Source organism: Mycobacterium lentiflavum, from assembly GCF_022374895.2.
Lineage (GTDB): Bacteria > Actinomycetota > Actinomycetes > Mycobacteriales > Mycobacteriaceae > Mycobacterium > Mycobacterium lentiflavum.
The window spans coordinates 63,043-75,561 of sequence record NZ_CP092423.2; the positions used below are offsets into that span (position 1 = coordinate 63,043).

A 12,519-nucleotide genomic window follows, 5' to 3' on the forward strand; every position below is an offset into this window, starting at 1 on the left:
TAGGGTGTCGCTCGCTACGTGAGCGGGCCACTGTTTGGCCATGAGTATGGAACCGTGCATGTCGGGGTATCTGGGGGAGGTCGAGAAATGACGAAGGGGGCACGCCCGTGCAACACGAATCGAGTCCCCTGGAAGGGATACCGACTCTTCTGGGCTTGGTGCTGCGGCGCCTCGGGCTCGACACGGCATGGTTGTCCTTGTTTCGTGATGGCGTGCAAGTCTTCGAGGTGCTCGACGGCGACGTCGAGGCGGTGGGCCTCTCACCCGGTGACCAGTTCAGCCTGTCCGGCTCATACGACGTCCGGGTCATAGACGGGCGGCTGCCTGCAGTCATCCCCGACACGTCGGCCAACAAGACGGCAGCCGTCCTTCCCATGACACGGCAGTTGGGTGTTGGTGCCTACGTCGGGGTTCCAGTAGTCGGCCCGGGGGGCAGCGCGCTAGGCATGGTGTGCGCGGTCAGTCAGGCGCCGAAGCCGCACCTCGCCGACGTCGATCTGCGAATCATCACCAAAGTGGCCGATCTCATCGGTGCCTTGATGGAGTCGCCGGTCGACCGATCCCCGGTCCGCGCAGATCAGGGCGAGATCCCCCGGGTGGTGGCCGAACAGAACTTCGAGGTTGTCTTCCAACCCATCTACAACGTGTCGACCGGCCAGGTCATGGCTGTCGAAGTCCTGTCGCGTTTCCCGTGCGAACCGTTTCTCCCCGATCTGGTGTTCGGCCGGGCAGCCCTGCTGGGCTTGGACATCGACCTGCAGGCCGCGGTCGTCACCCGGGCTGTGTCGTTAGTGCCGCAGCTGCCCGACGAAGTGCTCGTTGCTGTGAACATCTCCGCGTCAGCGGTGCCGGTGATGCGGTGGGATGAGCTGCTGACCGACGTTGACCCGTCCAGACTGGTGCTGGAGATCACCGAGCATAGTGCTGTCGAGAACTACGCTGCCCTCGACGACGCACTGGAAGCTTGTCGGGCTCACGGTATACGGGTGGCGGTCGACGACGTGGGTGCCGGCCTTTCCTCTTTTTCGCACGTGCTGGAGTTGTCACCAGAATTCGTCAAAGTCGACCGGTCCATCACGCGCAACATCGACATCGATGACGCGAGACAGCGGTTGGCACAATCCATTGTCGAACTCGCCGCGCAGATCGGTGCGACCGTCATCGCCGAAGGGGTGGAGAGTCAAGGCGAACTCGATAGCGTGTGCGCCGTGGGCATCCAGTGGGCCCAGGGTTTCTACCTTGGCCGGCCCAGGTCGTATACGGAGGGTTTTGCGGACAGCCGTGTCGTCGCCACGCCAGTCGATCAATCCTCCGCTGTCGTCGATCTGCGCGGAGAGCGTCCGTTCGAGCTGGCCCTCACCCACTCGCCCATCGGCATGGCCGTCGTCGGCCTGGACGGGGTGTTCCAGCGCACGAACCGGGCATTCAGGAACATGCTTGGCTACGGAAGGCGGGAGCTGGCAAACCTCACTGTCCAGGAGATCACTCATCCCGACGACCTGGACACCGACCGGACCCTGCTAGCGGAGTGCCTGTCTGGCCGTCGTCGGACTTACCGCGTGGACAAGCGCTTCATCGCCGCTGACGGGCGTGTCGTTTGGTGTGACCACACTGCCGTGCTCATCCAGGGCCCCGAGAGCCGGCCTCGTTGCTTCGTATCGCAAATCATGGACGTGACTGTCGAACGAATTCGGGAAGCGGACCTGGCCCGCCAAGTCAACACCGACCGGCTCACCGCGATTGCCAATCGCTCCGCGGCAGGCAGGCTGTTAGACCAACTGGACGCGGCCGACGCCGGGTACGGTGTGCTGTTCTGTGACATCGAGCGATTCAAGTCCTTCAACGACCAGTTGGGTCATCGAGTTGGCGACGAACTGCTGGTGAGGGTCGCAGACCGGATGCGTGCTGCCGTCGAAGGCAGTGACTTCGTCGCTCGGTGGGGGGGCGACGAGTTTCTCGTCATCACCGGCACCGTTGACGAGCGAAAGCTTGCACTCCACGCCGAGCGGATCGCACAGCAGGTGCGCAGTCCGCCGATTACCCTCGCTGACGGCTCGGAAGTCGCCGTTGCCATAACGATAGGCTCCGCTGTACGCCAACCCGGGACCGGCCAAACCAACGACGCAGTGCTCGACCGCGCCGATCAGGACATGTACCAACGGCGACGCAGCCGAACCGATGCCACACGCTAGGCCTCGCCCACTTCGTATCTCGAGCGGCGGAATTCCACGCCAACCCGAAGGACGACGGTTTTGCACGAAAGGCCAAGTCGCGCAAGACAACCCGGTCTGATCTGCTCCGAAGTTGTTACTCGGCGGCCTTCTGCCGTGCTTCCGCGGCCTTCTCCGCCGCGCGCGCGGCCTCCGCCTCGGCTTCTTTCTTGGCGGCGTTGCGTTGCGCTTCGGCCTTGTCCTGCTGGGCTTGGCCCTCCTCGCGCAGGGCGTCGTTGTCGGTCACGATGCCGGCGACTTCCTTGGCCTTGCCTTTCACGTCTTCCACGACGCCCTTCACGGCTTCTTCTGGTCCGCTGTCACCCATGGTTCATTCCCTTCGTCACAAAAGCGTTACTAGGTACTACCCTCCGGGCCGGTGGTCAACCTATGCCTCGCGTCACAACCCGAAATCGCCGTACCGACGGTCGTCAACGGAGCGCCGCTTCTAGCGGGCCCGTCAGTAGACCAGCCACGCCGATGAGGGGAACTATCGCTATCGACCCGGCCCGGGTGGGCCCGCGAATGCCTGCGCGATCTCCAGCCACCGTTGGGCTTGGGGGCCGTTTGCGGTGATGTCCAGGTCGCTCAGCGGGCGGCGCTGCGTGACCAAGTAGCAGAAGTCCTCGGCGGCCCCGGTGACGCGTTCGGCCGCATCGGACGGACCCCAAGACCAGACGTCGCCACCGGGCGCACGCAGCTCGACCAGAAACGGCTCGGTCGGCGGTGCCAGCTCGTTGACCGTGAAGGCGTAATCGCGAGTGCGCACTCCCAGATGGGCGATCGAGCGCAGGCGCGCGGTGGGCGCCCGTTTGACCCCGAGCGCGTCGGCGACGTCCAGCCCGTGCGCCCAGGTCTCCATCAACCGTGCGGTGGCCATCGACGCCGGGCTCATCGGCGGCCCGAACCACGGCAGCTTCCGGCTCTCGTCGACGGTGAGCAGCGCGTCGTGCAGCAGGCCCCGGGTGGCCCGCCATTCGCGCAGCAGGTCTGCCGGTGGCGTGACCGCCAGCTCCTCGGCGCCCGCGTCGACGAAGCCGAGGGGGTCCTGCATCGCGTCGGCCAACACCTCGGCGAACCCCGCCTCGTCGGTGACCGAGAGCAGCGCGACCCGATCGGTCCACCACAGGTGCGCGATCTGATGTGCGACGCTCCAACCCGGCGAGGGCGTCGGGTCGGCCCAGCGCCCCTCGGCCAGCGGCGCCACCAGCGCGTCGAGATCGTCGCTTTCGGCACGCAGGTCGGCCACCATCGGCCCGGCATCAGCCATCTTGACCTCCTAGCGACTGGTCGCCGGCTGACCGCGCCGGCCGACGACACTGTGTACGACGAGTCCGGCCAGGTAGATCCCCGAACCGAACAGCACGAACGTCGGCGCGTGCCCGTCGGCGGGGATCAACGCCGCGGCCACCGTGATCGAGACGATGAACGACACCCAGAACAGCGCATCCTGCACCGCGAACACGTGGCCGCGCAGCGCGTCGTCCACATCCATCTGCATCGCCGAGTCGGCGCACAGCTTGATCATTTGGCCGGTGATGCCGAGAAAGAAGCTGCACCCGACCATGACCGGCAGCGTCAGCCCCACTCCAGCCAGCTGGACCAGCGCGGCCGCGGCCAATGCGCCGTTCGCGGCGGCGTAACGCCCCCAGCGACGCACCGTTGGTGGGGTCAGCAGTGTGGCGATGAACGACCCAAGGCCCGACGCGGCGAAGAACACCAGCGCGATCCCCAGCCCGCCGACCGCGGGGTTTTTCGTGTGATGCGCCAGCAGCAGGATCACTAGCGAGTTGATCCCGACCACCATGCGGTGCGATGCCAATCCGGACAACGCGGCCGCGACCGTCGGCGTGGACACCACCGTGCGCGCACCGTGCAACCACCCGGTGATCACCGCGTAGAGCACCGATCCGTGGATCGCTCGCTTGGTGTCGTCCGGTCCGAGCACCCGTGGGCCGAACCGCAGGGACAGCAGCAGCGCGACGCACACTGGAATCAACGCCATGAAGATGATGACGGACGCGCCCCGATCGCTCCCGCCGACGAACCATCGCGGGATCAGCATGAAGTTGGCGCCGAAGAAGGCCGCGATGGCGCCCGACGCAGTGGCGAGCGAGTTCATCGTCACCACCTCCTCGCGCGGCACCACGTGCGGTAGCGACGCCGACAATCCCGACGCCACGAACCGGGAGAAGCCGTTAAACAACAACGCACCGAGCAGCAGCGGCATCTCGCCGGCACGCACCGCGAGAATCGTGCCGATCAGCAGGATCAGCACCATGCGGCACGCATTGGCGCCGACCAGCACCCAGCGTCGGTCCCACCGGTCCATCAGAGCCCCGGCGAACGGTCCCAGCAGTGAATAGGGCAAGAACAGCACCGCGAATGCGAACGCGATCGACAGCGGATCGGCCGCCCGGTCCGGATTGAACAGCAGCGCGCCGGCGACCGTCGCCTGAAAAAGCCCATCACCGAACTGGCTCGCCATGCGCACCTGAATCACCCGCCGGAAATCCGGCAGGGCGCGCACCGACTGCCAGAGTTCGACGGGTGCACGCGAGGGCATCCGGGTTTGGAACACAGAACCGACTTCCACGATTGGGCTGGACAAAGACAACGCACGCGACGCCGCAGTAATAACAGTACAAATATTTACGCCCGGCGTTTGTTTGTGCCGAGCGATGCTACGGGAGTGCGATGATGGACTGATGCCCCAGCCAGAAGATCCCGAAGACTACATCGCACCCGCTGCCCAGCGGGTGCGTGCGGGTACTTTGCTGCTGGCCAATACCGATCTCCTCGAACCGACGTTTCGGCGCAGCGTCATTTACATCGTCGAGCACAACGACGGCGGCACGCTGGGCGTGGTTCTCAACCGCTCCAGCGAGACCGCGGTCTACAACGTGTTGCCGCAGTGGGCCAAACTCGCAGCCAAGCCGAAGACGATGTTCATCGGTGGGCCGGTGAAGCGCGATGCCGCGCTGTGCCTGGCGGCGCTGCGGATCGGCGCCGACCCGCAGGGTGTGCCGGGTTTGCGACATGTTGCGGGACGCATCGTGATGGTCGACCTCGACGCCGAGCCCGATCTGATCGCCCCGCTGATCGAGGGTGTCCGGATCTATGCGGGATATTCGGGCTGGACCATTGGTCAGCTCGAGGGCGAGATCGAGCGAGACGACTGGATTGTGTTGTCCGCGTTGCCATCTGACGTTCTCGTCGCGGCGAAGGAAGACTTGTGGGGCCAGGTTCTGCGCCGGCAGCCGTTGCCCCTGTCGTTGCTGGCCACCCACCCGATCGACGTCAGCCGAAACTAGGGCTCCTCCCCCACCCGCGACGGCGCCGGCGTTTCGTCGGCCGCACGCGCGAGCCTGGCGGCGATCACCGCGCACACCACCAGCTGAATCTGGTGGAAGATCATCAGCGGCAACATTGTCAGGCCCACGATGTTGCCCGGGAAAAACACCAGCGCCATCGGCAGGCCGGACGCCAGACTCTTCTTCGAGCCACAGAACAGCAGCACGATCGCATCGGCGCGGTCCAGTCGCGCGATCCGGCCGGTCACCGTGGTGGCGACCAGGACGATGGCGAGCAGCCCCGTCGCGACCAAGGCAACCAGGATCAACCGCCAGACGTCGACACTGAACCAGATGCCCTCGACCACGCCCATCGAGAAGGCCGTGTACACGACCAGCAGGATGGATCCCCGGTCGACGACCTTGAGCACCGCCGCATAGCGGCGGATCAATCCCGCGATCCAGGGCCGCGCCAGCTGGCCGGCGCCAAACGGCAGTAACAGCTGCATGACGATGTCGCGGATCGAACTACCGTCCACGTGGACCGCGCCGCTGGTGTTCATCAGCAACACCACCAGCAGCGGGGTCAGCACGATGCCGAGAATGTTCGACAGCGACGCGCTGACGATGGCGGCCGAAACATGGCCTCGCGCAATCGAAGTGAACGCGATCGACGACTGTACGGTCGACGGGACCAGGCACAGAAACAGCACGCCGTTGTAGAGGTCCATCGTCAGGACCGAGGGCACCAACGCCCGGGCGGCCAGGCCCAGCAGCGGAAACAGCACGAACGTCGTGGCCAGCACGAGCAGGTGCAACCGCCATTGCCGCACGCCGTGCCAGGCCTGCTGCGGCGACAGTCGGGCGCCGTAGAGGAAGAACAGCAGCGCGATCGCGGACTGCGCGGCGACCGATGCGGCCTCGGCGGCATCGCCGTGGGCAGGGAAAAGGGAGGCGATCGCGACGGTCGCGGCCAGGGCCAGCAGAAACAGATCGAAGATCGTCGACAAGCGCCTCAGCATGCTGGTCTATTGCACGAGGTCGCGTCGGTGGGGATTCGTCAGTGGCAGGACTGCGTGCAGACGCTGCACTCGCCGGCGCAACTGGGTGCGGCGGCTTCCTGGCGAAGCGCGAATCGTGCGCTCTGCCACGAGCCGGCGGCCAGCGTGCCGAGGGCGCCGGCCACGCAGACGATCAGCACCACGAACGCGGTGTGCGCGGATGCGGCCAGTGCCACCACGCCGCCGGCGGTAAGCATCACCGCGGCCGCCAACTGCGTCGGCGCCATTGCGCGCAATGCCAGTTGCGTGCCGTCGACGGCGTGGTGGTGAGACAGCGACCAAGCTCCGAACCCGGCGGAAGCCACCGCCGCACACACGCACACCACCCCAGCGATCAGCATTGCCTCACAATACGAGGCCGGTCACTGATTCGCGCGCCGGGCTCCACACCCCTTGTGTTGGCGCCGAATTAGCGCGAGCCGAGGTTACTGAAGTTCGGCAGCGGCGGAAGCCCCGGTACGAGGGACAACAGATTCGGCGCGGGCTGCGGGGAGGGCAGCAGATTGGGCGCGGCCAGCTGCGCGGGAAGCCGGGCCGGCGCGCCAACGGGAGCCTGCGCGGGAACCGGGGCGGGTGCGACGCCGGGAACCTGGGCGGGAACTTGCGCAGGAACGGCGGCCGGGGCTTGCGCGGGAACCGCGGCGGGAGCCTGCGCCGGAAGCGCGACGGGCGCGGCAGCCGGCGCGGGCGCGGGCGCGGGGGATTGGGCGGGCGCCGCGGCCCCGGGCGCCGCGGCCCCGGGCGCGGTCACCCGGAATCCGTTGACGATCGCGTCGGTGGCGGGCGCGTCACCGACCGCGACGGCCCGGTCGGTGGTCACCGACAGCGACACCAGGTACGTGTCGTGGCCCGAGGTGGCGAGGACGTGACGGCGCGAGGTGTTCAGCGTCATATCGCCCTCGCGGTAGGTGCCTTCGATCACCGACGACGGGAAACCGTCGAAGTCGGCCATCGAGGCGTTCGTCGACTGCCAGGCCAGCAGCTTCTGGCTGTCGACGTAGCCGTGCGAGATGGCTTCCCTGGGATCGAAGCTACCGACCAGCTTATAGACCACGACCTGCGCGTTTGATGTGTAGACGCTGCTGCCCTGCCGGTCGGCGATCACCGCGAACGCGTCGGGCACGTTGGGGTCGGGCACCTGGGTCCAGCGCGGCGGAACCGGCAGCGTGATGTCGAGCGCTTTGAACCCCTGCGGCTTCTGCGGCTCGAGCTTGACGCCCTTCGACTGGAAGTAGTCGCGCAGCGTTCCGGAGGCCGCGGGAGTGATGGCCGGCTGCGCCGGCGCGACAGCGGCGGCGTTAGGCGTCGCGGCCGGAGCCGCAATGCCGCTGGGCGCCGCGGCGAGGCTTGGCGGAGCGAACGGATTCGCCGACGGTGGGGTGGGGACGAATCGGTTGCTGTTGGCCGTGCCCGGAGCCGAGGGGGGGTAGTACTGCTGCGCCGGCACCGGAACGATGGGACCCGGCGGGACGGGCGCCACCGGATCGGCCGAAGCCGTAGCACCCGAGAATAGGGCGAACCCGATCACACCGGCGGCGAAGCCACCGGCGATTACGCGCCCGGGGGCGGCGATCTGAGTCATCACTGTCGGTCCTTCCGAATGGCTGGCCAACCAGCATCCGTGCGTATAGACCGTGACTGTAACCAGGGGTCAAACGTGCTGGACAGGGCCGAAATAGAGCTGGGATGAACCCCTGATCGATGCGCAACGCAACCTTTATCAACCTGTGGCCGGCGGGCCCGGCAAGTCGGCCCTTATACGCTGTTCACGTGACCCAACCGCCGATCACCTCGTCGCCGAGCATCCCTTCGGGTGCCCAGACGGAGTCCGACGCGCCGCCATTCCGTTACACGGCGGAGCTGGCCGGCACTATTGAGGGCACCTGGCAGGACAACTGGGCCCGGTTAGGGACGTTCAATGTGCCCAACCCGGTGGGGTCGTTGGCGCCGACCGACGGTACCCCGGTGCCCGACGACAAGTTGTTCGTGCAGGACATGTTCCCGTATCCGTCCGGGGACGGGCTGCACGTCGGACACCCCTTGGGTTACATCGCCACCGACGTCTACGCCCGCTATTTCCGGATGATCGGCCGTAATGTCCTGCACGCCTTAGGATTTGACGCCTTTGGGCTGCCCGCTGAGCAATACGCGGTGCAAACCGGCACGCATCCGCGCACCAGGACCGAGGCCAACATCGTCAACTTCCGGCGGCAGTTGGGCCGGTTGGGCCTCGGGCACGACAGTCGGCGATCCTTCTCGACCACCGACGTCGAATTCTACAAGTGGACGCAATGGATCTTCCTGCAGATCTACAACGCGTGGTTCGACCCGGCGGCCGCCAAGGCCCGGCCGATCGCCGAGCTGATCGCCGAATTCGATTCCGGTGCCCGTCGTCTCGACGACGGTCGGGACTGGGCGACATTGTCGGCGGGGGAGCGTGCCGACGTGATCGACGGCTACCGGCTGGTGTACCGGGCGGACTCGATGGTGAACTGGTGCCCCGGGCTGGGCACGGTGCTGGCCAACGAAGAGGTCACCTCCGACGGCCGCAGCGACCGCGGCAACTTCCCGGTGTTCCGGAAACGGTTGCGGCAGTGGATGATGCGTATCACGGCGTACTCCGACCGGCTGCTCGACGACCTGGACGTGCTGGACTGGCCCGATCAGATCAAGTCCATGCAACGCAACTGGATCGGCCGTTCTACCGGCGCGGAGGCGCTGTTCTCGGCCACCGTTCTCAACGGCGACCGCAAGGGCTCCGAGGTCGACATCGATGTGTTCACGACGCGACCCGACACCTTGTTCGGCGCAACCTATCTGGTGCTGGCTCCCGAGCACGACCTGGTGGACGAGCTGGTCGCCGCCGGCTGGCCGGAAGAAGTGGACCCCAGCTGGACGTACGGAGCCGCGACGCCCGCGGAAGCCGTTGCGGCCTACCGGCGAGCGATCGCCGCGAAGTCGGATCTCGAGCGCCAGGAGAGCAAGGAGAAGACCGGCGTTTTCCTGGGCAGCTATGCGATCAATCCGGCCAACGGCAAGCCGGTTCCGGTGTTCATCGCCGACTATGTTCTGGTGGGCTACGGCACCGGGGCCATCATGGCGGTGCCGGGCCACGATCAGCGGGACTGGGATTTTGCCAGCGCATTCCACCTGCCGATCGTGGAAGTCATTGCGGGGGGCGATATTTCGGAATCCGCGTACGCGGGCGACGGCGAGCTGGTGAACTCCGGCTACCTCGACGGTATGGATGTCGCGGCGGCCAAGGAAGCCATCACCGCCCGGCTGGAGTCCGAGGGCCGCGGCCGGGCGCGGATCGAATTCAAATTGCGGGACTGGCTTTTCGCGCGACAAAGGTATTGGGGCGAACCGTTCCCCATCGTGTACGACAGCGACGGGCGCCCGCATGCGCTGAACGAGGCCGCGCTTCCGGTGGAGCTGCCCGACATCCCGGATTATTCGCCGGTGCTGTTCGACCCCGACGATGCCGACAGCGAGCCATCGCCGCCGCTGGGCAAGGCAACCGACTGGGTGCACGTCGAGCTGGACTTGGGCGACGGCCTCAAGCCTTACAGCCGCGACAGCAATGTGATGCCGCAGTGGGCCGGCAGCTCTTGGTACGAGCTGCGCTACACCGATCCGCATAACTCGGAACGGTTCTGCGCCAAGGAAAATGAGGCGTACTGGATGGGTCCGCGGCCGGCCGAGCACGGTGCGCAGGACCCCGGCGGCGTCGACCTGTACGTCGGGGGAGCAGAGCACGCGGTGCTACACCTGCTCTATGCCAGGTTCTGGCACAAGGTCCTCTACGACCTGGGTCACGTCAGTTCGCGAGAGCCATACCGCCGGCTGGTCAATCAGGGGTACATCCAGGCGTTTGCCTACACCGATTCGCGCGGGTCGTACGTCGCGGCCGACGAGGTGGTCGAACGGGACGACAAGTTCTTCTACCCGGGGCCCGACGGCGAGATCGAGGTCTTTCAGGAATTCGGCAAAATCGGTAAGAGCCTGAAGAATTCGATCTCACCGGACGCCATCTGTGACGAATACGGTGCGGACACCCTGCGGGTGTACGAGATGTCGATGGGCCCGCTCGAGGCGTCGCGGCCGTGGGCGACCAAGGACGTGATCGGGGCGCACCGTTTCTTGCAGCGGGTCTGGCGGCTGGTGGTCGACGAGAACACCGGCGAATCCAGGGTGGTCGATGAACCGGAGCAGCTGGACACCGAAACCCTGCGCGCACTGCATCGCACCGTCGCCGGTGTCGCGGAAGACTATGCGGCGCTGCGGAATAACACCGCCGCAGCCAAGTTGATCGAGTACACCAATCACCTCACCAAAGAGCATCGCGAGGCGGTGCCCCGCGCTGCTGTCGAACCGCTGGTGCTGATGCTGGCACCGCTGGCCCCACACCTGGCCGAGGAGTTGTGGTCGCGGCTGGGGCACACCACGTCATTGGCGCATGGCCCGTTCCCGGAAGCCGACCCCGCTTACCTCGTCGACGACACCGTCGAGTACCCGGTGCAGGTCAACGGCAAGGTGCGCGGACGTGTGGTGGTGGCCGCCAACGCCGATGACGCCGCTCTGAAAGCCGCCGCGCTGGGGGATGAAAAGGTCCAGGCGTTCTTGGCTGGGGCCACGCCCCGCAAGGTGATCGTAGTCGCCGGCCGGTTGGTCAATCTGGTCGTCTGAACCCGATTGCCCCCGGCCGCAGCACCACCTCGTGGACGTGGCCGTCGCGTGGCGTGGCCACCGCTTGGGCGACCGCCGCGGCGACGGTTTCGGGCTGCAAGAAATTCGCGGGGTCGTACTCACCGCCCTCGAACGCGACCAGTTCGCGTTGCATCTCGGTGTCGGTGCGGCCGGGAAATATCGTGGTGACCCGCAGGTCGGGCTCGTCGATGCGCAGCGAGTCGGCGAACGCGCGCAATGCGAACTTGCTGGCCGAATAGGATGCCATACCCGGCGAAACCGCGCGTCCCGCCCCGGAGTTGATGAACACCACCTGACCACGAGCGCTGCGCAGGGCCGGTAACAGTTCCAGCGTAAGGGCCACCGCCCCAAAGACATTCACGCTGAAGGTGGCACGCCATTCGTCTACATGCGACTCTGCGACCCGGCCCGGGACGGACACGCCCGCGTTGTGCACCAGCACGTCGAGTGCGTCCACGATTTCGCACGCGGCCGCGATCTCGTCGATGTCGGTCAAGTCCAGTGGGAAGGTGGTGGCGCCGAGTCGCTCCGCGACGGCGTCGAGCCGGGTCGAGGGCCGCCCGGCCAGCAGCAGCGTGTGCGTCGGGGCCAGCGCGGTGGCGATGGCGGAGCCGATACCGCCGCCGGCACCAGTGATGAGTGCAGTTGGCATGAAGATCAGTCTACGGACAGCACCAATGCCGTTGGAAACCAGGTACTTTCACGCACGCTTGCGTGCGGGTGACTCTCCGCCGGCGGGACCCGACGTCGGCTCGCCCGAGGCCAGGTGCTCCAGCGGTGCCAGCGCTTTGGTCAGCATGTCCAGGTCCGACTCGTTGAGCTGGCTGAGCATCGCGGCCAGCGCCGCGTGCCGATTAGCCAGTGACTCGGCGTGAACGGCCCGGCCGCGCGGCGTGATGTCGACGAGCACGGCCCGTAGGTCGGACGGGTCGCGCGAGCGCTTCACCAGTCCGATCTTCTCCAGCCGGCGGATCGCCACGGTCGTGGTGGGGGTCCGCACCCGTTCGTGTGCGGCCAGATCCGTCATCCGGATCGGGCCTTGATCGAGCAAGGTGACCAGGATCGACAACTGCGCCAAGGTCAATTCGCCCGCCACCACCCCACTGGGATCGCCGCGGCGCAGTATCGAAAACAGTTTGGACAGCGCGCGGTGCAAGCCTTCCGCAAGCTCGGTCACCTCGGCCGCGGTGGAGTCGCTGTCCGCCATAAGTCGGCAGTCTAACCCGATATGGGTGGCGTACAAGG

11 protein-coding genes are annotated in these 12,519 nt (G+C 66.5%); 3 read left to right on the top strand and 8 right to left on the bottom strand.

Annotation, left to right across the window (positions count from 1 at the left end; all coding sequences use genetic code 11):
• The first annotated feature begins 107 nt into the window (after positions 1-107).
• Complete coding sequence (locus tag MJO58_RS00305) at positions 108-2,192, top strand: bifunctional diguanylate cyclase/phosphodiesterase (protein ID WP_239721628.1); 2,085 nt, start codon at positions 108-110, stop codon at positions 2,190-2,192.
• A 115-nt stretch (positions 2,193-2,307) separates the two neighbouring features.
• Here the strand turns inward: MJO58_RS00305 and mbp1 are convergent, their stop codons facing one another.
• From mbp1 to MJO58_RS00320, 3 genes are all read right to left on the bottom strand, one after another.
• A complete protein-coding gene (gene mbp1, locus MJO58_RS00310) occupies positions 2,308-2,538 on the bottom strand; it encodes a microaggregate-binding protein 1 (protein WP_090598049.1) in 231 nt (76 codons plus the stop codon).
• A gap of 168 nt (positions 2,539-2,706) precedes the next feature.
• The gene (locus MJO58_RS00315) at positions 2,707-3,480 is read right to left on the bottom strand and encodes a TIGR03084 family metal-binding protein (protein WP_239721630.1); all 774 of its coding nucleotides are present in this window, start codon (positions 3,478-3,480) and stop codon (positions 2,707-2,709) included.
• A 9-nt stretch (positions 3,481-3,489) separates the two neighbouring features.
• Positions 3,490-4,776: an MFS transporter gene (locus MJO58_RS00320; protein WP_090598052.1), complete on the bottom strand. Its 1,287-nt coding sequence runs from the start codon at positions 4,774-4,776 to the stop codon at positions 3,490-3,492.
• A 142-nt stretch (positions 4,777-4,918) separates the two neighbouring features.
• On the opposite strand from MJO58_RS00320, the gene MJO58_RS00325 reads away from it, so the two are divergent.
• Positions 4,919-5,524 carry a YqgE/AlgH family protein gene (locus MJO58_RS00325; RefSeq protein WP_420845299.1) on the top strand — a complete coding sequence of 202 codons (606 nt, stop codon included), beginning with the start codon at positions 4,919-4,921 and terminating at the stop codon, positions 5,522-5,524.
• Here the strand turns inward: MJO58_RS00325 and MJO58_RS00330 are convergent.
• From MJO58_RS00330 to MJO58_RS00340, 3 genes are all read right to left on the bottom strand, one after another.
• On the bottom strand, positions 5,521-6,525 hold the full coding sequence (locus tag MJO58_RS00330) for a bile acid:sodium symporter family protein (RefSeq protein ID WP_434086286.1): 1,005 nt from the start codon (positions 6,523-6,525) through the stop codon (positions 5,521-5,523). The genes MJO58_RS00325 and MJO58_RS00330 overlap by 4 nt on opposite strands.
• A gap of 38 nt (positions 6,526-6,563) precedes the next feature.
• The gene (locus MJO58_RS00335) at positions 6,564-6,905 is read right to left on the bottom strand and encodes a hypothetical protein (RefSeq protein WP_090598055.1); all 342 of its coding nucleotides are present in this window, start codon (positions 6,903-6,905) and stop codon (positions 6,564-6,566) included.
• A 68-nt stretch (positions 6,906-6,973) separates the two neighbouring features.
• Positions 6,974-8,146: an LpqN/LpqT family lipoprotein gene (locus MJO58_RS00340; protein WP_239721632.1), complete on the bottom strand. Its 1,173-nt coding sequence runs from the start codon at positions 8,144-8,146 to the stop codon at positions 6,974-6,976.
• Positions 8,147-8,334: 188 nt separating this feature from the next.
• Here MJO58_RS00340 and leuS point away from each other — a divergent pair, with 188 nt between their 5' ends.
• Positions 8,335-11,253, top strand: a complete 2,919-nt coding sequence (gene leuS / locus MJO58_RS00345; protein WP_239721634.1) for a leucine--tRNA ligase — start codon at positions 8,335-8,337, stop codon at positions 11,251-11,253.
• Here leuS and MJO58_RS00350 read toward each other — a convergent pair.
• Positions 11,237-11,926 (bottom strand): SDR family oxidoreductase, encoded by a 690-nt coding sequence (locus MJO58_RS00350; RefSeq protein WP_090598060.1) that lies wholly within the window; start codon positions 11,924-11,926, stop codon positions 11,237-11,239. The genes leuS and MJO58_RS00350 overlap by 17 nt on opposite strands.
• 48 nt (positions 11,927-11,974) lie before the next feature.
• Positions 11,975-12,481, bottom strand: coding sequence for a MarR family winged helix-turn-helix transcriptional regulator (locus tag MJO58_RS00355; protein WP_090598062.1), 507 nt, complete (start codon positions 12,479-12,481; stop codon positions 11,975-11,977).
• Positions 12,482-12,519 lie beyond the last annotated feature (38 nt).

What these genes read in the sequence shown, in the direction of transcription:
- mbp1 (WP_090598049.1), bottom strand. Translation starts at nt 2,538, where the DNA reads ATGGGTGACAGCGGACCAGAAGAAGCCGTGAAGGGCGTCGTGGAAGAC.
- MJO58_RS00315 (WP_239721630.1), bottom strand. Translation starts at nt 3,480, where the DNA reads ATGGCTGATGCCGGGCCGATGGTGGCCGACCTGCGTGCCGAAAGCGAC.
- MJO58_RS00320 (WP_090598052.1), bottom strand. Translation starts at nt 4,776, where the DNA reads ATGCCCTCGCGTGCACCCGTCGAACTCTGGCAGTCGGTGCGCGCCCTG.
- MJO58_RS00325 (WP_420845299.1), top strand. Translation starts at nt 4,919, where the DNA reads ATGCCCCAGCCAGAAGATCCCGAAGACTACATCGCACCCGCTGCCCAG.
- MJO58_RS00330 (WP_434086286.1), bottom strand. Translation starts at nt 6,525, where the DNA reads ATGCTGAGGCGCTTGTCGACGATCTTCGATCTGTTTCTGCTGGCCCTG.
- MJO58_RS00335 (WP_090598055.1), bottom strand. Translation starts at nt 6,905, where the DNA reads ATGCTGATCGCTGGGGTGGTGTGCGTGTGTGCGGCGGTGGCTTCCGCC.
- MJO58_RS00340 (WP_239721632.1), bottom strand. Translation starts at nt 8,146, where the DNA reads ATGACTCAGATCGCCGCCCCCGGGCGCGTAATCGCCGGTGGCTTCGCC.
- MJO58_RS00350 (WP_090598060.1), bottom strand. Translation starts at nt 11,926, where the DNA reads ATGCCAACTGCACTCATCACTGGTGCCGGCGGCGGTATCGGCTCCGCC.
- MJO58_RS00355 (WP_090598062.1), bottom strand. Translation starts at nt 12,481, where the DNA reads ATGGCGGACAGCGACTCCACCGCGGCCGAGGTGACCGAGCTTGCGGAA.